At 49.5% G+C, this 20337-nt stretch carries 20 protein-coding genes and 2 pseudogenes; 14 read left to right on the top strand and 8 right to left on the bottom strand.

Going from position 1 to position 20337, the window contains the following annotated elements; genetic code table 11:
• Window positions 1-89 precede the first annotated feature (89 nt).
• Window positions 90-2168, top strand: a complete 2079-nt coding sequence (locus tag NDA01_RS23720) for a transposase (protein WP_348229933.1) — start codon at window positions 90-92, stop codon at window positions 2166-2168.
• 239 nt (window positions 2169-2407) lie between these two features.
• Here the strand turns inward: NDA01_RS23720 and NDA01_RS23715 are convergent.
• Window positions 2408-3490, bottom strand: a pseudogene (locus tag NDA01_RS23715) (IS256 family transposase); the annotation flags it as partial.
• 67 nt (window positions 3491-3557) lie between these two features.
• Between NDA01_RS23715 and NDA01_RS23710 the strand changes: the two are divergent.
• Window positions 3558-4169: pseudogene (locus NDA01_RS23710) on the top strand (transposase); the annotation flags it as partial.
• Between the two features lie 148 nt (window positions 4170-4317).
• On the opposite strand, the gene NDA01_RS23705 reads toward NDA01_RS23710, so the two are convergent.
• A complete protein-coding gene (locus NDA01_RS23705) occupies window positions 4318-4515 on the bottom strand; it encodes a hypothetical protein (RefSeq protein WP_348229931.1) in 198 nt (65 codons plus the stop codon).
• A gap of 597 nt (window positions 4516-5112) precedes the next feature.
• On the opposite strand from NDA01_RS23705, the gene NDA01_RS23700 reads away from it, so the two are divergent.
• The 4 genes from NDA01_RS23700 (at window position 5113) to NDA01_RS23685 (ending at window position 8383) form a co-directional block, all read left to right on the top strand.
• Window positions 5113-5577, top strand: coding sequence for a hypothetical protein (locus NDA01_RS23700; protein ID WP_348229930.1), 465 nt, complete (start codon window positions 5113-5115; stop codon window positions 5575-5577).
• 46 nt (window positions 5578-5623) lie between these two features.
• Window positions 5624-6199, top strand: a complete 576-nt coding sequence (locus tag NDA01_RS23695) for a hypothetical protein (protein ID WP_348229929.1) — start codon at window positions 5624-5626, stop codon at window positions 6197-6199.
• A 141-nt stretch (window positions 6200-6340) separates the two neighbouring features.
• Window positions 6341-6481 carry a hypothetical protein gene (locus NDA01_RS23690; protein WP_348229928.1) on the top strand — a complete coding sequence of 47 codons (141 nt, stop codon included), beginning with the start codon at window positions 6341-6343 and terminating at the stop codon, window positions 6479-6481.
• A gap of 111 nt (window positions 6482-6592) precedes the next feature.
• Window positions 6593-8383 carry a protelomerase family protein gene (locus NDA01_RS23685; RefSeq protein WP_348229927.1) on the top strand — a complete coding sequence of 597 codons (1791 nt, stop codon included), beginning with the start codon at window positions 6593-6595 and terminating at the stop codon, window positions 8381-8383.
• A gap of 891 nt (window positions 8384-9274) precedes the next feature.
• Here the strand turns inward: NDA01_RS23685 and NDA01_RS23680 are convergent.
• The 3 genes from NDA01_RS23680 to NDA01_RS23670 form a co-directional block, all read right to left on the bottom strand.
• Entirely contained in the window at window positions 9275-9445 is a 171-nt protein-coding gene (locus tag NDA01_RS23680) for a YegP family protein (RefSeq protein WP_348229926.1), read from the bottom strand.
• 448 nt (window positions 9446-9893) lie between these two features.
• The gene (locus NDA01_RS23675; protein WP_348229925.1) at window positions 9894-12140 is read right to left on the bottom strand and encodes a Piwi domain-containing protein; all 2247 of its coding nucleotides are present in this window, start codon (window positions 12138-12140) and stop codon (window positions 9894-9896) included.
• Between the two features lie 14 nt (window positions 12141-12154).
• On the bottom strand, window positions 12155-12961 hold the full coding sequence (locus tag NDA01_RS23670; RefSeq protein ID WP_348229924.1) for a PD-(D/E)XK nuclease family protein: 807 nt from the start codon (window positions 12959-12961) through the stop codon (window positions 12155-12157).
• A gap of 223 nt (window positions 12962-13184) precedes the next feature.
• Here NDA01_RS23670 and NDA01_RS23665 point away from each other — a divergent pair, with 223 nt between their 5' ends.
• From NDA01_RS23665 to NDA01_RS23655, 3 genes are all read left to right on the top strand, one after another.
• Window positions 13185-13553, top strand: a complete 369-nt coding sequence (locus NDA01_RS23665; protein WP_348229923.1) for a helix-turn-helix domain-containing protein — start codon at window positions 13185-13187, stop codon at window positions 13551-13553.
• Complete coding sequence (locus NDA01_RS23660; RefSeq protein WP_348229922.1) at window positions 13554-14279, top strand: ImmA/IrrE family metallo-endopeptidase; 726 nt, start codon at window positions 13554-13556, stop codon at window positions 14277-14279.
• Window positions 14280-14406: 127 nt separating this feature from the next.
• Window positions 14407-14535, top strand: coding sequence for a hypothetical protein (locus NDA01_RS23655; protein WP_348229921.1), 129 nt, complete (start codon window positions 14407-14409; stop codon window positions 14533-14535).
• A gap of 290 nt (window positions 14536-14825) precedes the next feature.
• On the opposite strand, the gene NDA01_RS23650 is transcribed toward NDA01_RS23655, so the two are convergent.
• The 3 genes from NDA01_RS23650 to NDA01_RS23640 all read right to left on the bottom strand — a co-directional run bounded on the left by NDA01_RS23650 (window position 14826) and on the right by NDA01_RS23640 (window position 16908).
• On the bottom strand, window positions 14826-15602 hold the full coding sequence (locus NDA01_RS23650) for a hypothetical protein (RefSeq protein ID WP_348229920.1): 777 nt from the start codon (window positions 15600-15602) through the stop codon (window positions 14826-14828).
• A 154-nt stretch (window positions 15603-15756) separates the two neighbouring features.
• Window positions 15757-16386 (bottom strand): P-loop NTPase family protein, encoded by a 630-nt coding sequence (locus NDA01_RS23645; RefSeq protein WP_348229919.1) that lies wholly within the window; start codon window positions 16384-16386, stop codon window positions 15757-15759.
• Between the two features lie 21 nt (window positions 16387-16407).
• On the bottom strand, window positions 16408-16908 hold the full coding sequence (locus NDA01_RS23640; protein ID WP_348229918.1) for a hypothetical protein: 501 nt from the start codon (window positions 16906-16908) through the stop codon (window positions 16408-16410).
• On the opposite strand from NDA01_RS23640, the gene NDA01_RS23635 reads away from it, so the two are divergent.
• From NDA01_RS23635 to NDA01_RS23615, 5 genes are all read left to right on the top strand, one after another.
• Complete coding sequence (locus NDA01_RS23635; RefSeq protein WP_348229917.1) at window positions 16907-17536, top strand: plasmid mobilization protein; 630 nt, start codon at window positions 16907-16909, stop codon at window positions 17534-17536. The genes NDA01_RS23640 and NDA01_RS23635 overlap by 2 nt on opposite strands.
• Window positions 17533-18813, top strand: coding sequence for a relaxase/mobilization nuclease domain-containing protein (locus NDA01_RS23630; protein ID WP_348229916.1), 1281 nt, complete (start codon window positions 17533-17535; stop codon window positions 18811-18813). Before NDA01_RS23635 ends, NDA01_RS23630 begins: the two co-directional genes overlap by 4 nt.
• A 208-nt stretch (window positions 18814-19021) precedes the next feature.
• Entirely contained in the window at window positions 19022-19339 is a 318-nt protein-coding gene (locus NDA01_RS23625) for a hypothetical protein (protein ID WP_348229915.1), read from the top strand.
• 170 nt (window positions 19340-19509) lie between these two features.
• Window positions 19510-19797: a hypothetical protein gene (locus NDA01_RS23620; protein ID WP_348229914.1), complete on the top strand. Its 288-nt coding sequence runs from the start codon at window positions 19510-19512 to the stop codon at window positions 19795-19797.
• Window positions 19716-20072: a hypothetical protein gene (locus tag NDA01_RS23615; protein WP_348229913.1), complete on the top strand. Its 357-nt coding sequence runs from the start codon at window positions 19716-19718 to the stop codon at window positions 20070-20072. Before NDA01_RS23620 ends, NDA01_RS23615 begins: the two co-directional genes overlap by 82 nt.
• The last annotated feature ends 265 nt before the right edge of the window (window positions 20073-20337 follow it).

The raw sequence follows: 20337 nt of genomic DNA, 5'->3' as shown, positions 1-20337 counted from the left end.
ACGCTAGAAGCAAGGTATAAAAGGAATTCTCAAGCTTCTGAGTGCGCTAGAAAAAGACATCGCGCCAGACTGCAAGGAGGCAGTTCCCGATGTCAGACCACAAACTGAGCTTTACTCTAGCAGGGTTAGAAATCACGACGACTGAACAATCGAACCCTGTGATTCCAACTTGGTTAGCCGAGGCATTACTGGTAGGTCAATATTGGCATCAAAGCGGATTGCTAGCACGTCTACAGCAACAAGTTCGGGTCAGTCGTGGACGCATGGGACGCTATGAGGTGTGTGACTTCGTGCTACTACTCTTAGCTTATGCAGTCAGTGGCGTGGAAACATTAAAGTTATTTTTCGAGCAGCTAGAGAGCATCAAGCCGGTGCTGATGTCAGTGTGGAAACGAGCCCAGTGTCCAGCGGCAGCAACCTTGAGCCGTTTTCTGGCAGCTGTCGATGAATCTGCGGTAGAACAATTGCGCAGCTTATTTGAGGCAGATTTACTGGAACATCCGATTGAGATGGCAGCCGCAATGGGACTCACTGACCGCATCGGAAGACGTTGGGTCGTCTTTGATGTCGATGGAACGGTCAAGGCGACCCGACGCCGTGCTCTCATAACGGCATCGACGCATCCTGAGTTAAGGCGACGAAGTCGCCATGCTTATGCTCCAGGCTATGGTGGGCGCAAACGAGGCGATCAAGTTCGCACTCGCAGTACGGTTGCCTGTGCTCATACCCACGAATGGTTGGGTACCTTTGCAGCTCCTGGAAATGGCACCCATAAAGCGGATCTAGCTCGGGCTTGTGAGCTAGTGAAACGCTATCTTCAAACTCAAGGCTTAGCTGTAGTTCATGGCATTCTCAGGCTCGATGGACTCTACGGCAGTGCCAGCTATGTCAGTCCAATTCAGCAAGCCAAGATTGCTTATGCAATTCGCTGCCGGGACTACCATTTGTTGAATGAGCCCATCGTGCAAGCAACGCTGAAACAAGCTCCTCATGCCACGATTGCATATCCCGATAGCCCACATTCACGAGAACTGTTTGACATTCCTTGTCTTGATTCGACTCGGCGTGGCTATCACGAACCGATGCGACTCGTCGTGGTACGAATGGAGCGATTCGACCAGCGCAAACGGGCAGTGGGCAAATGTCAGGGCAAGTACATTCATGAACTATTCTTGACTTCACTTCCGATTGAGCAATTTAGTGCAACGGATGTACTGAATCTCTACAATGGTCGCGGCGGATTTGAGCAAACGCTGTCCCAAGAAGATTCAGAGCAAGATGGTGACCGATGCTGTAGTTGGCAGGCACAAGGGCAGAGCTTTTGGCAGATTTTGAACCAATGGGTCTGGAACTGGCGAATTCGAGCCGGAGCCGCGCAGTCTCCTGAGGGGTGTGGGCGTCAAACGGAGTGGTCTCCTGCTTTGTCTGACCTCACGCCTGAGATTGCTGCTGCTGATGGAGCAGGGCCTCAACCTGCAGTGCCTACTCCCAAAGCAGGTGATAGTTCCACACCTTGCTATGGAACCATGACGGTTGCAGATGGGTGGGCAAAAAGCCGCCATAAGTATGCAGGCAAAGACTTCAAAATCATTGAGGACCAGTTCGTAGAATGTCCCACAGGCCATCGCATGGGACGACGCGAAATTCGCTATACTCGTCGCGGCGATATGCAAATGATCTTCAGCGTCAATCCGCGCCTCTGTGCCACTTGTCCCGTGAAGCAGCATTGTTTGTCCGATGACTCGAAAGGCACCAATGGGAGACGCATCTCAGTGATGCGGGCGAAGTTACCTCCCATGCCAACGCTAGCACTAGAGCCTGAGATCACCGTCATTGCTCAAGCTCCGATTCAGACGCTTCAGGGGACTCAAGCGTTGATCTGGACCGATATTCCCGCTAGCCGCTTGCGTCGAGAGATTCGTGAGCATCTCCGGCAACATCAAGCTCAAATCGAACCGAAGCCTCTGGAGCCTCAACCTCTGCAACCAGTCACTTCGTACCTGACCCGTAGCCAACGCGCTCATCGGCGATTGGCTTGGGCAGAACGGTTAAAGCGCAATCAGAGCGCATCTCAAACTCTACAGGTCTCGGTTCAGCTTTTTGGCATTTCACCGAGGCTAGTCGATTTCATCAATTGTCTACCAGTAAAGGATTCTGCCTCTTCTTGATGCACTGGTTGCGTATCTCGTGGGGGTGTGAAATGACAATTATGATTGGCTGCTCACCATTACAAATCCTGCTCTTTCCTACCAGCGATCGCGTCATGAAAATCACGACAACAATTAACCTGAATTGCTTGCTTTGAAAGGCTTTTAGCTGGCCGCATAATTGACGCGACGTAGACGACAATTATTTGGTGAGCAGAATTTGTAATTGACGTGACCAGCCAATCTAATTGACGCTTTATATCCGTCGGAAAAGCACGGTGGTTTTTCAGAACTTTTCTGAGAGTCATATTCATTGATTCAACTGCATTGGTAGTGTAGATAGCTTTACGAATCTCTGGTGGGAAAGCAAAGAACGGGATAATTCGTTGCCAGTGTTTCACCCAAGACTTGCTGATGGTCGGATACTGCTGGTCCCACTTCTCGGCAAACTCAAGCAGGCGTTGCTCTGCCTCAGTTTCCGTGGCAGCCGTATAAATCAGGCGCAGGTCAGCGGCAACAGCTTTGCGATCTTTGTAAGAGACATAGGAGAGGGAATTTCTGACCATGTGAACGATGCACAATTGCACGGTTGTTTTGGGAAAGACCGCCTCAATGGCATCAGGAAAGCCGGTCAGACCATCAACACAAGCAATCAGAATGTCCTTCAATCCTCGGTTCTGCAATTCGGTGAGCACGGAGAGCCAGAACTTGGCAGACTCGTTTGGGGTCATCCACAGCCCCAGCAACTCCTTTGTCCCCGATAGGTTGACGCCTAACGCTAAGTGAATGGCTTTGTTGATCACTCGCCCATCCTGCCTGACCTTAACGACCAAAGCATCAAAGTAGACAATTGGGTACACCGAGTCGAGCGTGCGATTCTGCCAGAGCTTGCGCTCCTCTTCCACGGCATCAGTGACATTAGAAATTAAACCAGCTGACACTTCTACCCCGTACAGGTCTTGTAGTTGTGCCTGGATGTCGCGGACGCTCATGCCCCTAGCGTATAGGGACAGGATTTTGTCATCAAACCCGTCAAAGCGGGTCTGCCCTTTTTTGACGATCTGCGGTTCAAATTCACTCGTTCTGTCGCGTGGAATAGCAATCTCCGCCTCGCCAAACTCGCCCTTGATCGTCTTCTTGCTGTGTCTGTTACGGCGATTCTTTGTAGACATAGGAGCAGGTTCAGCACGTTGCTGCTCTAGGTGAGTTTTCATTTCACCTTCCAAGCAGCGTTCAACCAAAGCTTTGGTCAGTTGTTTAAGGATGCCACCTTCGCCCAACAGGTCTTCGGGACTCTGGTAGCCTTTGAGCAGTTCATCGAGGATTTCAGAAGGAAAAGTCATAGGAGTGTTGTCCCAGGTTCAGTAGTTCATTAGATCTTATTTCTGACCTGTGACACAATCTAATTTACAGTCTCCTGGAGTGGGCTATGCCATCGGGTTTCCTCGCAATGAGGTCACTCAACGCAAAATGACAGATTTGTTGGAACGGGCTCGCTTACAGTTTCATCAAATCCAACAAAAGGCACGCTTGTTTGATGATGTATATTACGCAGCATCCACTTGGGACTACCCACAACGCTTGGTGATGAAGGCAGAATGGCTGCCCCAAGGAGCCAACCCCCGCTTTGTACTCACCAATCTGGAGCTACCTGCACAATCGTTATATGACTCCTTCTATGTCAAACGAGGAGCAGACAGTGAGCATCGCATCAAAGAACTCAAGCTGGGCATTCAAGCCGACCGCCTCAGTTGCCATACCTTTGTGGCTAATCAGTTTTGACTGCTGCTGGCTCAAGCTGCTTACATCCTGATGCTGACCATTCGTCATGCGGCTAAGGGCACTCAGTTTGCTACAGCTCAAGTCGAACGTTTGCGTTCGATGTTAATCAAAGGGGGGGCTAGGGTGACGGTTTCTGTCCGACGCATCCTGGTGGAGTTAGCTGCCTACTCTCCCTTTGCTCATGAACTCAAGCAGATTGTCCAACGTTTGTTGAACTCCACAGCGCTGGAATTAGGCTAATGTCTGACCCTCAATAGGAGTCGTGTATCTATTTGCCTTCCAGCATCGCTGTTTTAGCCGTTTCGGGCTCCATTTAAGCTTCTTGCTAGCACCTGCATCCTAGAAGTCTCGGTTGTTTTTTGAATCTCACCTCATTTGCCCTCCTTTGCTACTCCTCATGAATAATGCAGGCTAGAGTTTCTCCCTCAAGCTGTCGAGCGCCATTTTCCAGCAGTGAGTACGATTTACTTGCCTGCTCTGCGATGAATTTGAGATCTACTGAGTTTACATAAATCTTGTTGGTGGCGATCGCCAACTCATTACCAGGATACGAGTCTGATCCAGAACTCAACCAGTTCCTGGTCATAACTATGGCTTCTTCGTGGGTTGCGATCAGCTGTTGCTAATGACTTGAACATAAAGAATTGTAACTAATAAATGCACAAGTTCTAGGAGTCTACCTGATACCCAGATAGAAGCTCACATCGCTGTTAACCAATTTCACTACATCAGAAAAAGAGGAGAGATTGTCTCATGAACAAAGTTAAAGAACGAGTTGCCCGTGCACTTTGTGTAGCGCTTGCTTTAGCCACAAGCGGACTTACGTTGGGGACACCTACACCAGCGACCGCCCGACCTAATGACGATTTTCGGACAAGAGCAGAGAGAACAATTAGAAAATACACAAATAGAGCATATCAAGACCTGAAGAATGCAGAAACTCCAGTTGGAGTTGGGGTAAGACTAGGTAGAAAATCTCGTTGTCAGATTACGTCCATTAAGGCCGGAAATAAGGAACGCTACGTGATCTGGGACTGCAAAGACAGATAAATCTTTTGTTGAGTAAGAACACTACCACCCTAACCTGATTGACTGACAAAACAGGATAAGGTTGAAACAAGAGCTAGGAGGGAAGCAGGGATTAATTTAGGCTGGTAAGTTACCACACAAATCAGTCAAATCTATGTCACCTACTTCCCGTCTTCCTGCTGCACCTCCCTCTCCCTCACCTTCTGCACCTGCTCCCGAAATTGAAGAAAACTTTTTGGATGATAAATCCAACAGGTTTCAACTCGAATGCTCTCACATTCGTTGTGCCTCGATGTTCTCGCGCTTATGCTTTGTGCTCGCCGTTGCCACGCTCTACTTAGCCAGTGTTGGCACGACCGTTATAGAAACCGGCCAGCGACGTCAAGTTAACCCGCATTGGTTTAAAGGCAACAGCTATTTCAAGATTGGTTGGCATTGGATTCGTAAAGCTCTGGTTCAAGGCTGGTTGCTTCCAACTACCGTGGCTTTCAAATGTGCTCTGGACTCCGTTCCTTGCATTCCATCTAAACCTCAAACCGCAAAACAACGACCGCTCTACTTCAGATGCACGACTGTTGATTGTGCCATTCCTCTAGACCCTTGTCTCAGTACAGCCTAACGCTCAGACTCGAGAAAATCTGTCAGTCAATCAGGTTCCTAACACGATGTTGAAAGTTCTAGAAGCAACACCCAGTCGCATCATCATCAAGGAACAAAGGAGTACTTGTGATGTTGCGATGCTAGTCGTTTTTCTTTACGTTGCTGTCTACTTCTTGTTTATTTCAACCTTGGAGATGTGGACAAAGCTTGGCGTGAAAGAGTCGCTCCTAAAATCCTTATACGATTCAACAACACATCCTCCACTAGTTTACTTCACTGCCGTGGGACTATTTTTATTTCCAGCTGCTCTTGGTGTTCTGCTAACGTTTGGCTCTTGGTTGCCAACCAGAACATTTACCTTCGACCGTAAGAGCAATCTTTTAGCAATAGAGTCTACCTGCCTTTGCTGGCGCAACAAGACTGAGTATTCACTGGATGAGATTCAAACACTTCGATGGTTTCCACAGGCAGTGTATGCAGGAGGAATGACAATGATAGACGCTCAATTCTTGAAACTCGTTCGTAGAAAGCAGAATGGCAAAACACATCTGATACCCATTCGCTATGCATCACATCCAGAAACCACTACCGTGGTCAATTTAATTCACAGACTTTTGATGTCCAAAAATGAACATCAGTGATGTGCAGGTCAAGTTTCATTGAAGTGGGCGGCATAGAACTAGAGGCTGCACTCTTTATCTCTTCACTCTAGCGATCGCTCTTCAACTCCTACAACCCAAAGTCACTCCTGCATTATTTACATTCAACTGGAGCAGCAATTTGTGCGATTACAAGGCGAAGACATACTGCTAACACCGGGTATGGCAGCTACTGCTGAAACTGTCATGCGACAGAAGACAATCTTGTCCTTTTTGCTTGAACCGATCCGCGATCGCTGGGATAAAGCGTTTTCAGCTCGTTAAGTAACTCCGATGGTTTCTCGGATGGTTTAGAGATTGGTTGACCTAAGCAGGTAGGCCACCCCAGCTGATGTTCCTCAGAACAGGACCAAGGCTGAACAACTAGTTACCCGCATGCGGCAAGAGTGGTCCGATCGCGGGGCTCAAGCCCTCAACCAACAGCAGAGTTTGATGGACCAAACTCGTAGGGCGATTAAAGACCACTTGGGAGAGGATCATTTCTCGCTCGACTCTATCAAGTTCTCGACGGAGAAATACACTCAGCTCAATGATGAAAAGCAGCGATCGGTCTCAGAACGCAATGAAGATGTCAAGCCGTTGCACAATCCTGATGGTATCGTGGCGACGGCTGTTCGCTTGCTGGAGTCACCGGAGTGGTCAGAGGTGGCTGCGGCTCTGGCGGTACTGACAGGCAGGCGATCGAGTGAGCTGCTCTCAACAGCTAAGTTTGAACCGAAGACGCGCTGGAGTGTGGTCTTTACTGGGGCACTCAAACGTGGGGGAGAAACACAAACCCTCAGTTTCGAGATTCCCACGCTGACGACCTCGGAGAAGGTCTGCAAGGCTTTAGCCAAGATTAGACGGGAGTTACCGGAGGCACTGGAGCTACCAGCCAAAGAGGTCAATGCTCGCTTTGGTCCCGCTGTCGCTGCCGCGTGCGATCGCCACTTCTCGGACCTCGTCCCTCCCAGAGCGGGAGGTAATCTCTATACCCACTTGTTCCGCGCCGTCTACGCTACGATCGCCACCTTCTGGTACTGTCCGCCTCGCGTAGACCCAGTGGAGTTTAGAGCGGCGATTCAAGGTCACTACGCCGTACTCGATGAGCACAATCCAGAACTCAGGCGATCGCTAGCAGCTTCTCGTCACTACGCTGATTTTGAGATTGCAGACTCTGTGATTGCTCAGTACGCGGGCAAACGCAAGGGCATTAAGTTAGGCTTGGGTGGTATTCAACCGATTGCTCCGTTTCAGGATCGAGTAGATAACACTCAAACTAGGGAACACCAGCGCCAGCAGCGCACGAGCCTGAGAATCTGGAAAGACGACCAACCTGCGATCGCCTCAATCCTTGAACACTTTGACGGCAAAATCCAACCCGACAAGATGCCCGCTTGGGTCGCTTGGTCTCTCCAGCAATTATCTGCAAAAGCTGCATTGGCTGAAGAAGAAGCGGCAGTTGATGAGGCAACGGAGGCTGAACCTACCAAGGCGATCGCTCTAGTAGAAACGGAAGAGATCACTACTACCGATGAACCAGAAGCGACACAGGCGATCGCTGCCACTTTCAAAACCACTGAGGCTGCACCAGAACTGATCGAGGAAAGCGAAGTTAATCAGCCAATCCAATCCACTGAACCCATAAGCAATTTGTCTCTGGAGCAGCCAACAGCTAACGGATTGGAATCTAAACTCAACAAGTTGATTGATGTTATGGCTCAGTTCGTTCAGTTTCAACTCCAGGCTCAACCACCTCAGATTCAGCAGCCAATAGAGCAAAAGGCGATCGCGTTAACCAGTCCAACGACACTCCCGACACCAGTACCAGAGCAAGTTTCAATAACGCAACCTGCGCTCCCTGACCAGACTATAGATACTGCGGAGGAAGCTAGCGGCGAAAGCAAATCTCGTAAATACAAAACTGGCGAGGCTGATGCGATCGTCAACCGAGCGATCGATGCGATCGTGCAACACAACAATCTTCCCAACCAGCTTCATGACCTCAAGTGGGCTATCACCATTAATGGTTTGAAGAACTTCACCACCAATCAAAGAGTGATTGAAAAGATTATGCAGGAACGCAAAGACGAGATTGATGCTCATCATCAACTCCACCAACTCCTTCCGGGCCACAACCACCGTCACAAAAGAAAACGTAAGATCGTAGATGTTATCCAACTCTGAACTGGCCGCTCTTTGCCGCTTTTGGGCTTGAGGTTCTCTCAGTACTCTGACACCTAACCTCGCTGACACGATCGCGGAACACGACAGTTGGTGAAGCAGCCAGCGGTTTTTGGTTGTTAAAAAATTGCCGATACCCTGGCACCCCACCTTAAGCGGGTTTTTTCGCAAAAAACCGCTGGAGCGCTTACTGTGAGAAGGTTGTTTACACGATAAATCTTTAAATTTTAGGGGTTTTTCGAGATTTCGTCGTGCGATTTGGAGGCGGGAGGGTGGAAGGGTTGAGACCTAGATATGAGAAGAGACCCCGGATAAACCGGGGTCTCTCAAGTCTCCTAACAGCATAGGTGCCTCTAATCAGTGGTGTTGAACTAAACTACACAGACTCTAGAGCTAACTAGAGGAGAGCTAACCGTCAATCTGCCCAGTAAACGCCTAGTAGCATCGGCTTTCGACGATTGCCCACGGTTATGGCGAGAGACGGTCTGTACTTCTTGGGTGTTCTAGGGTTTCGAAGTAGCTTGGCGGCTTCGCTAGCTTTCTTTTTGCTAGTTCTATATTGCGACAGTGCAAACCTTAGATCGCTCAGATTGCTGATACGTTTGCCTTTGAGCTTCTTTTTGGCTTCTCTACCAATCCCCAAAAGTCGAGATCTTGTTGTCATCCTTGTATCACCTCCTTGTATTGGTGTTGACTTGTATCCCTGTTACCCGACCTAGCTAATCAAGACTATTCGCTCTAACTTTTTAGCCACAACAGTTCCAGTGTTGAACCGAGTTCTCTACTTATCTTCATTCTAGCAGTCTTTACATATTTTGTGTTGACAGAAGAAAGAGTATGTGCTCACAGCATATTTCAGTTCAACGCTGGTATTTTGAGCGTTCATTTGTCAGCTTAAACGCTAAGTACACGGGCGCTTTCGGCTCCTTTGACTATCTGGATAGCGTGTAGACAATCACTCTTATTTTTGTAGCCTTCCCCAGATACAGCAACGTTTTTATTGTTGCCTACCCTTAGTCTCCATCTCCACTCACCATTAACATCCTTGCGAACAACGAAAATCATAAAGTCTCCTAGTACAGGTTTACTTTCATACAGTACCCAACAGCTATCTTCGGATAACAGTAGAAATATTGAAAAGCCTTACAGCGTCTGGGTGTCACGTTCCTCAATAAATGACCGAAATTCCGTGATAAACGACCACTAAAAAAGTTTAAACCTTGCTGTACAAGAATTAGAGGCTTGTATCACTCAACTTTTCAAAATCCCACAATATTTGACCAAAAGTTTCTGGGGGAAATTCCGCGCTATTTTAACGCAGGGTCGGTGTCAGTTATTGTGGTACGCGACACCACCAAATGCATCAGCAAACAAGGCATGTAGTGCTATTGCATCACGCTTTTCACAATTCAACCAAGAGATGCTAGACGAAGCATAACGATCGATACCAACGAATAGTCCATAAAAAGCCACAACTAACTTTCTAGCCTGAGTCAAAGGTTAATGTTGCGGACTAGAGCCAAAATTGGCGATCGCACTCAGGCACATAGACACCATTCAGGCGCAAATCCGCCAACCGATCAGCACCATGCAACAACATCGGCAAGCGGGGCGGCTTCAGAGCACCATGATGGAGTAGGGTCAGCTTCAAAGTGGCATCCATGATCTGCTCGATCGATGCTGGATGCCCTTCAGAGCGAACTGTTAGGCGAATGGGACGAGGAACCCCAATTCTGCCACTGACCTGGGTCGTGACCAGAATGGCTTCATGGCTAGAGAGTTTCAATCCAAGTCCGCGAGTCGGAGCCGCAATGCTACGTCCCCGGTCAGAGTTTGATCGCGGAAGGTTATAAAGCCTTGACGTACCTGACTTACGACACTCAACCAGGATGAACCGCGATTGGATTGCCGCTGCCCAGTTCAATAGGTGAGTAACCTCATCGCCGCAAAAACGTCCATCTCGGTAAATTAGAACTGTTTTCCCTCTCAATGCACCGGCTGGTAGCAGTGCCTCCAGAAACCGTTGCGGAATTTCTTCTCCCTCAATCGCAGCATCTTCCGACTTTGCCCGAATAAATTCTCCTCGATTACCGTACAAGCAGACTCCAGCACAGGCATTCATGCTGCCCGACAACCGCCGCTTCTTGGAACGCGCTACGTCTAGCCCAATAAACACATCGGCAACCTGCAAGGGCTCTGCTAGAACGAAAGGAACGTTCCCTAATTTCGCTAGCACTCCCAGCATCACCTGATTCAAAACGTATCGAGTTTCTTTCCGAAGCGTCTCCTCATAGATGAACTGACTAGCGATCTGGCGGCGCAGCAGCTTTGAGTAAATGCGATGGTAGAGGCTACCGCTCTCGTCATCATCAGAACCGCGATCGCTCTGAGGTAGAAATACAAACATGATGTCCGGCTTGATCGTCATCAACTCATCCAGTTTGTCCTCTAGGGTCGCTCGACCCTCTGGACTGTTCCAGTTGTCCACCGAAATGGCTTCGGTGCTGGGGTTGAGTTCTAAGCTGGGAAACTTGTAGCGGTCGAGTTGCTGCCGCACCTGCTGCATAAACCCATTAACCTGTGCTTCAGGCTTGAGCAGATTGAGCACCACGAGCCGAATAGGTCTTTCTGAAGCATTTTGATAGTCCCGGTGCCGCTGATAAACTCCCCCATTTGCCAATCCACGCAAGATGCCGTTGTAGAGTCCTGTCACACCCTGTCCAAATTGAATCGGTGTTTGCTCGATTGGGTGCTCTGGTAGCCAGAACAAGTTCCCGTTGTCTCTGCCGTTAATCGCTTTGAGGAATTGAATGTTGTAGGGTCGCAGCGCTTCCTTTGCAGCTGCACTGTATTCCTTCAGAAGTTGCTGACGATCTGCATACGGTATTTTGGTTTGCTCCAGCAGAGTGCCAAAATCAATGTCTAACTGATTTGCGGTTTCGGCAGTGACGCAGGGTCGCAATGCCGCCATTGCATAGGGGTAGAGGCGTTTGCTGTTTTGCCCAAAGCGTACAGCCACCACTGGTTGCTCTGCCGGAGCTTCCTCCAACGCTTTACGGCTGATAGCGCCACTAGCTTTTGTGAGTAGAGATGTACGATGTTCCGCAATCGTTCCAACAATCTCTTCGATCGTCGCAGTGCTATCGGTGTCCAGGGTTTCAACTTTCAAACTGACCAGTAACCGCTCAGGGTTCTGGCGGTAGGGGTGATTCGCCAAAAAACCATCCAATGTCCCTTGAAACGTAATGCGGCTGTGGGGAGATAACGCGATCGCAGGATGAGGCATTTGATTGATTTCGACCATCTCTGCCCCAAAGTCTGCTCTTCGCTTGACCTCAATGTTCTGCTCCGAATATACAGTCTTGGGTCGAAATGGTTGGCTGACATCCAAAATCTGTTCTGCAAAGGCGGCAATGATGTCTGGAGTCACCTGCGGATTTCGCGATCGCTGAAATCGCCACTCTGGATCGGATGGTTCATAAATCTCACGGTGGATGTACTCCAGTGCCCCCGCCCATTCTGCATCCGTTGGTAGGGTTTGCTCCTGATTCGCTAGGGCATAAAAAAGACCGTTCTTCCAAACGACGATGACGTTTGGAAAGTAACGTGAAAAACGGTAACTCAGCCGCAACCCATCCTCACGGTCTGTAAGCGGAGACAGCCGAAAGCTAACCAGATTTAGGTCGGTGTGACCCAGGACAAAAATCTCGCTCAGGCAATTTTTATCCTGAACAGGGGGTTGAGTGGCTAATGCAATCATGGGTAGACGCTCCACTAAATGGTAAATTGACAAACGGATTGGAACTGGCAGGTCTGGCACTGGTAGCCGGGATGGGGCGGAAAGATTTCCTCAAACGATGCTAATTTACGCCTGTAGCGCTGCAAGTCGTTCTGATGTTGCTGGGCGAACCGGAATAGATCCATCTCCAACACTTGCAATTGCACTGACGATGCACAAATTGGATCTGACCAGGTTTGGGATTCCAGGTTATAGAAAGAGGCGATCGCCTCCTGGTTGGGGTAGAGATACTTGGCGGCCAGCAGGTAGACATAGGCTTGGCGGCGATCGAAGTCTGATTTGCCAGTTTTGAAGTCTAGAATGTGGAGCGTACCGTCCGGTTCAACAAAAATACAGTCGATTGCAGCAAAGAGATTACACTCTTGATTGCCCGAACGTAGCAAGATTGGCTCAGGAAATCCTTCATCTCCTCGGCTCAGTTTCAGAATGTTTTTGCCCAGCAGAATTGGAGTCACCTGATAGTTAGCCAGGACTTGGGTGACACGATTGCGAACCTCCTGACTTCTGTTTTCTAAACCCAAGACTGCTGACACTCGGTTCACACCATGGTCACCAATTAGGCAATGTACGTCCTGATGAAATTCGTAAATTCCCTGTTGCGCCAGCAACCCGATCTCCTGATAGACCGTTTCCTGCTGAATCAGCGGGGCAACCTCTAGTTCTTTGGCACGAGCTTTCAGAAAACCCCGCTTCATCGGGCAGTGCCGCTGTTCCTGACCGATTGCTGGCTCAAACAGGGCCCAGAGGTTGTAACTGAAAAATGGTTTCCAAACAGTCTGCATTCAGCTGGTCTCCTCACAACAGAAAAACTGCTTACATCAAATGGGACAAAATTTTTAGTAAATATTTACTAGTGCACTCCATATATAGCGGCTTCAAACAGGACGAACGCTAAGTAAAGTGTTTTTTAGTGTTGATTTTTCTCGTCAACTATCTGCTATAAGATAATTGATGTTGATTTCTGTCGTCAACCCCCGGTATGATCGATCTGTAGGAAGAGAGGTTATGGTGGATCAAACCTTTGGTAAACGGCTTCGAGAAGCTCGGCGGAGCAAGGGTTACAGCCAACGAGAGCTTGCAGGTTTCGTTGACGTTGATTACACCTATCTGTCCAAGCTGGAAAACGATCGCGCCGATTATCCTCCAAAGGAAGATGTGCTTCGGGCACTGGCTCACCATCTTGAGCTGGATGCTGAAGAACTCAGCTACCTGGCAGGGCGAATTACAGCGGAAGACGCAAAGGTGGTACAAGACTTAGCAAAAACGCATCAAAAGCAAATGCCAGTTCTACTCAGAACAATTCGTGATAACCCTGCGATCGCACAGCGAATTTTGCAAGAGGCACAACAGGAAGAGCACCCGGAGGACTTGTAGGTGGGAGTGATCAAGCCGCATAGACAACTCAACAAAAAACAGATTGAACAGCAGGCTGATAAAGTCCTTGCAGCGATGCAGTCCAATGACTTTATGCCTAAGAAGTGGTCGAACCTGGCTGAACGCACGGCTGACTTCTTTGACCTCTGCGTTGACTGGGTGTCCTTCGACTCGGAGCAAGACGGCATTGTCGCTGCGAAAATCTATCCCACAGACAAGCGAATTGAATTGAACTTGGATTTTCAAGCCTTACACACTAATGAAGGGCTTTACCAATCAACTGTAAGTCACGAGGTTGGGCACTGGGTGCTACATATCAACCAGGCGGAAGCGGAGGGAGCCATCTTTCAGGGTGAACTTCCTCTGACGCCAGCTATGGATAGGGAAATCTTTCTATGCCGAACTGTAGACGAGCAGATGCTTTATCAGACGACCCAGAGAACCCAAAGTGATTGGCGCGAGTGGCAAGCACAATATTTTTCCAGTTGCCTGCTCATGCCCCAATTCAAGATTGAGGAGGCCCGCAAAGGACGGAACTTGTTGAACTGGAACCACCTGAAAGCTATCCAGGAAGAATTAGGAGTTTCGCAACGGAATTTGGTACATCGGCTGAAAGATCTGGAGTTGATTGAGGAAAGCAGCAAGCGGCTTTATCCCGGTAGAAGGCTGAAGTCCGGTGAGCCGTTATTGGCAAGTTGGCAGGAATCGTCATCTACCCCAGATTAAGTTCTACTAAAGCAGGAGCCTGGCTAAGGCCGAGGGGGTTCTCAGTTCTGTCGATAAACCAATCTATCGACAGAAAATGCAGGTCTCATATAATTCTGTCGATTCATTACCTAATCGACAGAATCAAATGGTTAGTCCTTACGTGACAGCAGAGCGCGATCGCCTTCAACTTATCCCAGCCATCGGCAACCTTGGTAGTGTAACCCCGATTAACATCTGGATCAGTCCCGTCCCCGCAGGGGAGCATATCTACTAAAAGCTCCGCAGCAAGAACCCTGAGTACAAAAATCAGCATCTAGACAAGGCAAGAAGTGAAAAACACCGCGACTGGGAAGTAAGTATCCAACGGCGGGAGGCAGTCGCCAAGTTAGAGCAGCAACTCTCTATGCTTCAGGTATTGATCGATCACCGAGCAGTTATGCCCCCAACACTCGGCAAAGTTGTATTCCCAAAGTGGAAGAAGTGAGAGGGGCGATCGCCCGTCATTACCTAAACCAAAGAATTGGGGCAAGTAAGAAACAACGATGAAAAGGTTGCGTCGTTTCCCTACTGTTGGGGTGGGTTTTCTATCCAGAGGGTACATTTTGCGTTGCGGTCTTCGTTGCAACGAATCAACCGTTGCTTATTATCTGCTCGATTAATCAACTGTTGACCGATAATGTACCAGTCCTGGTTGCCAAACTCTTGGGCAGCACTCACCCGTCCCTGCTGAGTCCCTAGCCAGTAAGCTGACCCTGCTACCACCACTAGGGCGATCGCCGTAGCACTACTGGCCCAAACCAAACCCTGCCAAAAGACATCGCTCAGATAGAGATTGCGAGTGCAGACGAGCTCTTGGCTCCAATCCCGTAAAGCCGTGGCGTTGATCTGATTAACCTCTTGACGATACACCTCTACTTTCTTTTTCAGTACTACATCCGCTGACTGAATGGCCTGGTCGAAAGCCGCATTAAAGGTAGACCTGAACTCAGGCAGCAAAGCTCTGGTGTCTTCCCCCCACTGCAACCGAATGCCTTCGATTTGAGCCACTGAGTAATTCAAATTGGATTGGATGCTGCCATAAACCGTGGCAGCTTTACGAAACGATTCATCCGCTGCTGATTTCATTGCAGCTGGAATCTCTCTGAGAATCTGGACATAGTATTGTAACGCCACTAAAAAAGGGTGCATCGGGTCATTGGTTGGGATGCCCAACTCTGCCATTAATCGCAAGATGAACTCGCGATCGCCCTTCTCCAGTTGGTTAAGCAGTTTGTCGAGAACCGTATTCCCGGTGAGAATTGGCTTGTGGCTGCCATTACTGTCAGGAGTGCTGCTAGCCATTATGGATACCTAATTGAGTCAAGAGTTGTTAGATTGAGCTGCCTTACTTCTAGACCTGAAAGGCAATATGGTCGCACCCTGAATCTCTTTTTGCTCCGCTGACCTCTAAGCCAACCCTAAAAACTCCGCAGCTTTGAAAAATTCTGCTTCGGCTTCATCTAAAGTTGAGAATTACCCCACCAGTTTGCAATACCAGCTCCTTCGTTTTGCTCTGGTCAAAGCGGCTGAATTTCTCGGGTTCTCCAAAAAAGCAGTTCTTCAGCACCACATGGTCCGCGCGATCGCCACAGAACTCTATCAGGGTTCTGAGGGAGTTGATGCTATCTTTGACCCGACTGAGTACACTGACCATCGTCAATTGATACCCGATTTCATCCAGGAAGTCGAAGAGTTTGATCTCTCGTTCAAAGCGCTCAAAGAGTTCTCCTCCACCCGCAGGAAAATCAATCAGCACAATTTGGGTTGTGGGAGATTCCAAACCGTTGAGGAGTTCATCGGCTCCCCCTCTGACGCTTAAATCAATCCGGCTTACACCTGCATCAGAATCAAAGGCAGACGAAAACGCTTGGTTGTAATGTCGGTGCAGTTGGGCATTGCGGCGATCGCAATCAAAAGCCCGAGTGGGGATGTCTCGTCGAATGAGGATGTCACCTAGAGCCCGAGCAACTGTACTTTTGCCATTACCACCCTTGTCGGAGGTAATCCCAATCATGCGTTTCGGGTTCAGTTGCTTGGTTCGGGGTTCAGCAACTTGAGGTTGGAGTTTCATTGTTTTACTAGCCATTGCTCCACTTTTTATCTCCGTTTAGAGGTCGTCATCAGCACGCATTTCTTGAAAACCATGCTCGTTAGTATTGGTTAATGACGGTTGCATCTCACGCTCTATATGAGGTCGTGGTTGCTCTTCGAGTGGTAGCCCTGATTGTTGCGATCGCGAGGATGAAGGAACGGGAAGGGAGTTCGTCTTTTTTGCCTTGGCAGGCTTGGAATCTAAAGTCGGTATTACCGGCAGGTCAGCTTGATAATTGAGAGCTCGGCTCTCTTGTAAGTACCGCTTCAGAGTATTTAAGGTTAGGTCAACGCCTTCTGCCTTAAACAGGTTGGCAATATCTTCTAAGGTGTAGCCCGATTCCTGCGCCGCTTCGATTTTAGGCCTGAGCCGAAACACCAGCTCTTTCACCTGCAAGCCCTTGGGGTTTTGCGCCAGGTGCTCCAGTTTTGAACTCAACTGGTTCGCAGTGCTCTCGGGATAAATCTTCGGCGGCTTGCCCATAATGGCCTCACTGAGTCTTGCCCAAATCGCCATGACTCCGATGGAATGCTTCTACTACTCTTCTAACGAAATCAGGCAGAGGCTGACGGCTTCAGAAGGCGGTCTTAGCAAAACTTTGAATTTGGGCATGCTGGTTTCTGCTCTATTGCCTACCGAAATTCATCCAGAAGTGTTAGTACAGAATTCTGATGGCTCGGTGGCAAGCTGGAGTTTTATGCCTAAGTTTGAGTCGATGGATCAGGCGATCGCGGAACTCAAAGGTGAGATTCGAGAGGCTTTAGGAGGTTTTGAACTACATCAACGCAGAACGATCGCCAAGCGCTTTTACGTCACTGAAGCAGAGGAACAGCGACTAGAAGAACTACGGCAGGGGGTTAATCTCTCAGCGTTTGTGCGAGCGAAAGTGTTCGGATCTGGCATTCCTCGACCTCGGGCGATCGCCCCTCAAATCAACCGAGAAGCCTACGTTCAGCTCGCTCAACTCAGAGCTCTCTGCAATCAAATGGCGAAGGCCATGAATATAGCAGTTCAGCAAAATAGAGATTTACCCCTCACCCCAGCTTATCTAGAACAACTAGAACGGCTTGAGAAGTTGCTAGTAGAAATCGGGCTGCAATTGAGCCCAGGCAAGCATACCAATCAGGAGGAAACAGACGCATGATTGGGAAGACGTTGCAGAATCACAACTTTAGAGAAACCACTCAATACGTGCTCGATAAGGAAGCGGCTCGGTTACTCGGGGGTACCGTTATGGGTTCCGATTCGGATACCATCGCGCGAGAATTCCTCCTATCACGCGACTTAAACCCCCAAATTGAGCGGCCCGTTTATCACTTGATTGATGCCTACAGCTATGCAGATGCAGCAACTCAGGATTTGAGTGATGAGTTTCTAAAAGATAGAGCGATCGATCGCTTTGCGGGATTAGTCGTATCAGCACGCGAACCAGAATTGCTACGACGTGACGACAAAACTGCATACAAACAGCAGGTGAATGAGTTCATTGAAACGGAACTATACGAGTATCAATGGTTCTGTGCCATCCACGAAGATACGAAGCATCGGCATACGCATTTCGTTGCCAGTCGCATCAATCTGCTAGATGGTCGCGCCATTCCAACTTGGCAAGATCATGAGCGCAGCCAACGTATCTGCCGAGAAACCGAAAAAGAGTATGGGCTTCAACCTCTAAAAAGCTCCTACGAAATCGAGCGGCGATCTCCTACCCGAAGACAAGTGGAGGCGTGGCAGCAAACTGGGGTTCCGCCTGTGATGGTCGTAATGCAAGACGCCATTGACCAAGAGGCAATTCCAGGACGAGGGCTCGATCAACTGCAAGAGGCGTTGCTGCAAAACCACAGCATTACACTCAGGAGGTGCGATCGCCTCGGCAAACCAGGCATCATTTTTGAGCAAGCGGATACTAAAGGCGAAGTGGTCAGGATGTCAGGGTCTCAGCTGGGCCGAGGCTACACACTCCCAGCGCTCCAGAAACGGCTAGCAAGAGAGATTGAAATCGAACGTCCTGGGGTCGAGTGGGTAAATGGACAGGCAGTTACGACTGACTCACTTGAGGATATTTTGAAGATACAAAATGAATATGTTCATCGTCTAGTACCTCAAATTCAAGAAATATGGAACCAGGAGAAGGTGGGAAGAGACAAACTCAAGGCTGCAACGCTTGAGGACTATCAGATTCACTTGGGTGAGGAAGGTCAACCGGAACTCTACCACCGCGATCGCCTTCTAATGGGCTACTCCGAGGGTCAATACCAAGGGTATGGCCTGACGGAGCAGGACTGCTCGGCGATCGACCAACTTAACAAACAATTGCGCCAACAAGCTCTGTCACAACAACTAAACCCGGAAAAGCAGAAGCAGCAGGCAAGCAATCCAGCCGAGCAATCCTACTCGCGATCCCAGCATCTCGAACTCTGATGCAGACACTGCTGCCCAATCAGGGACTAGGGATAATCCAGAAAGATTGAGAGGAGAAAGTAAAGTAATTCCACTTATCTCTATCTGATTATTCTAAGATTATTAGAGCTAATTTCTGGAAGTACAAGGGTTTCAGGCATAACCAGGGATGCTTCCTGGAGCAGGGCATATGGGGCGATCGCTCAATGAGAAGTGCTGAGCGTGTAGTTTGTTAACGGCTACTGAGGCTCGCAAACTCCATGACGAAGCGATTGGCGGGGATAGCTGCTGGCAGGACGAGGTTTGCCACAGCCGGCGGTCCTATTACCGGAAAGGGCGCAACGGGGGGGCGCGGCGATCGCTCCAGGTGGAGGAGATTGTGGTATCAATTCTAGAGATTCCCTTTGTGGTGCTGCATACCTATGTGGACAGGCCCCGGCAGGCGAACGATGAGATGGTGATTCACGCGATGTGTGTGGAGTTGTGGATGGGCAGTCAGCCGATCGCGATGACTGGGCCACAACATACCTTCGGGTTGCCGCCGTGAACGGTGAAGGAGTAAGCCCGTCAACTGCTGGAAGCACTATACCAGCGGTACGGCAACGGACGACGGAGTGGGTTTGAACGGTTCGCCCGCGAGGAGCAGCATTCGGTGTCGCAGTGCCCGGCACGCCCTTGTTCTTACCATGCGAGGCATTTACGAGTGGGGATACAAGGATGACGGAACAGTTAGAACCGCTGCTGTGGGAGGCGCTGCAATCTGCTCGGATGATGCTGGAGCAGGTGGATTTTGAGGGGTTGCTGGCAGAGGTGGAGAAGGGGATTTCGCAGGTACCGGAGGCGGAGCAGCTGTGGTTGGCGGGGGAGGCGTTTCTGCGAATGGCTGAGGTGTATGCGGCGCGGTCTAAAACATGGATTGAGGAGTGGAAACAGGGATCACGGAACCCGGTGGTGGAGCGGTTTTTTTTGATGACCTGGTGCGGCAGACAATGGCGGTGGATTTGAGTGAGTTGATGGAGCCAGCGCCGCCCCGGAAGCAGCGATCTAAGGGGAAATCCAGGCAAGAAGGATCGATCGTGGCAGAGGTGGAGAGGGAGGCAGTGCTAGCGATGGTGGATCAAATGGAGGCGGTGAAGAAGGAGGAGGTGTTGGCGATCTCCTATCCAGAAGACGTGGCTGGCTGGACGGCAGCGATCTCCGAGTGGCTACAAACCGCCCTTCTTCCTGTTTCGACTGCCGAAATCAGTTGTGGTTTGAAGATGCTGTGGGTAGAGGTATGACTGGGCGTGTTGTTCGGCGGTTTTCAGTTAGAACAGCGGGGGAGTTTTATGAGTCGCCCGTTTAGGTAAAGTGTTCTGACGACAAGGCAGTAATCTTAAAGCAAAATGGGTAGTTGGAAGCAGGAAAGGTGCGCTTGGTTGAGTGAGAAATTTGCACCTACAAAATTTGAATCGTATCAAGGGTACATTCCCCGCCTCTTGAGGCGTAAGACACCTGTAGGGCTTAATGTCTAGATACCCTGCTGCTTGTGACGGGAATAGCAAA

It is taken from the genome of Trichocoleus desertorum AS-A10, assembly GCF_039962155.1.
Classification (GTDB): domain Bacteria; phylum Cyanobacteriota; class Cyanobacteriia; order FACHB-46; family FACHB-46; genus Trichocoleus.
This window is presented reverse-complemented; position numbering and strand designations above follow the sequence as displayed.

Bases quoted from the DNA above. Each gene is read 5' to 3' on its own strand.
- NDA01_RS23705 (WP_348229931.1), bottom strand. From the start codon at position 4,515: ATGACCAGGAACTGGTTGAGTTCTGGATCAGACTCGTATCCTGGTAAT.
- NDA01_RS23700 (WP_348229930.1), top strand. From the start codon at position 5,113: ATGTCACCTACTTCCCGTCTTCCTGCTGCACCTCCCTCTCCCTCACCT.
- NDA01_RS23665 (WP_348229923.1), top strand. From the start codon at position 13,185: ATGGTGGATCAAACCTTTGGTAAACGGCTTCGAGAAGCTCGGCGGAGC.
- NDA01_RS23655 (WP_348229921.1), top strand. From the start codon at position 14,407: ATGGTTAGTCCTTACGTGACAGCAGAGCGCGATCGCCTTCAACTTATC.
- NDA01_RS23670 (WP_348229924.1), bottom strand. From the start codon at position 12,961: ATGCAGACTGTTTGGAAACCATTTTTCAGTTACAACCTCTGGGCCCTG.
- NDA01_RS23695 (WP_348229929.1), top strand. From the start codon at position 5,624: ATGTTGAAAGTTCTAGAAGCAACACCCAGTCGCATCATCATCAAGGAA.
- NDA01_RS23680 (WP_348229926.1), bottom strand. From the start codon at position 9,445: ATGATTTTCGTTGTTCGCAAGGATGTTAATGGTGAGTGGAGATGGAGA.
- NDA01_RS23640 (WP_348229918.1), bottom strand. From the start codon at position 16,908: ATGGCGATTTGGGCAAGACTCAGTGAGGCCATTATGGGCAAGCCGCCG.
- NDA01_RS23650 (WP_348229920.1), bottom strand. From the start codon at position 15,602: ATGGCTAGCAGCACTCCTGACAGTAATGGCAGCCACAAGCCAATTCTC.
- NDA01_RS23630 (WP_348229916.1), top strand. From the start codon at position 17,533: ATGATTGGGAAGACGTTGCAGAATCACAACTTTAGAGAAACCACTCAA.
- NDA01_RS23635 (WP_348229917.1), top strand. From the start codon at position 16,907: ATGACTCCGATGGAATGCTTCTACTACTCTTCTAACGAAATCAGGCAG.
- NDA01_RS23645 (WP_348229919.1), bottom strand. From the start codon at position 16,386: ATGGCTAGTAAAACAATGAAACTCCAACCTCAAGTTGCTGAACCCCGA.
- NDA01_RS23720 (WP_348229933.1), top strand. From the start codon at position 90: ATGTCAGACCACAAACTGAGCTTTACTCTAGCAGGGTTAGAAATCACG.
- NDA01_RS23675 (WP_348229925.1), bottom strand. From the start codon at position 12,140: ATGATTGCATTAGCCACTCAACCCCCTGTTCAGGATAAAAATTGCCTG.
- NDA01_RS23620 (WP_348229914.1), top strand. From the start codon at position 19,510: ATGACGGAACAGTTAGAACCGCTGCTGTGGGAGGCGCTGCAATCTGCT.
- NDA01_RS23685 (WP_348229927.1), top strand. From the start codon at position 6,593: ATGCGGCAAGAGTGGTCCGATCGCGGGGCTCAAGCCCTCAACCAACAG.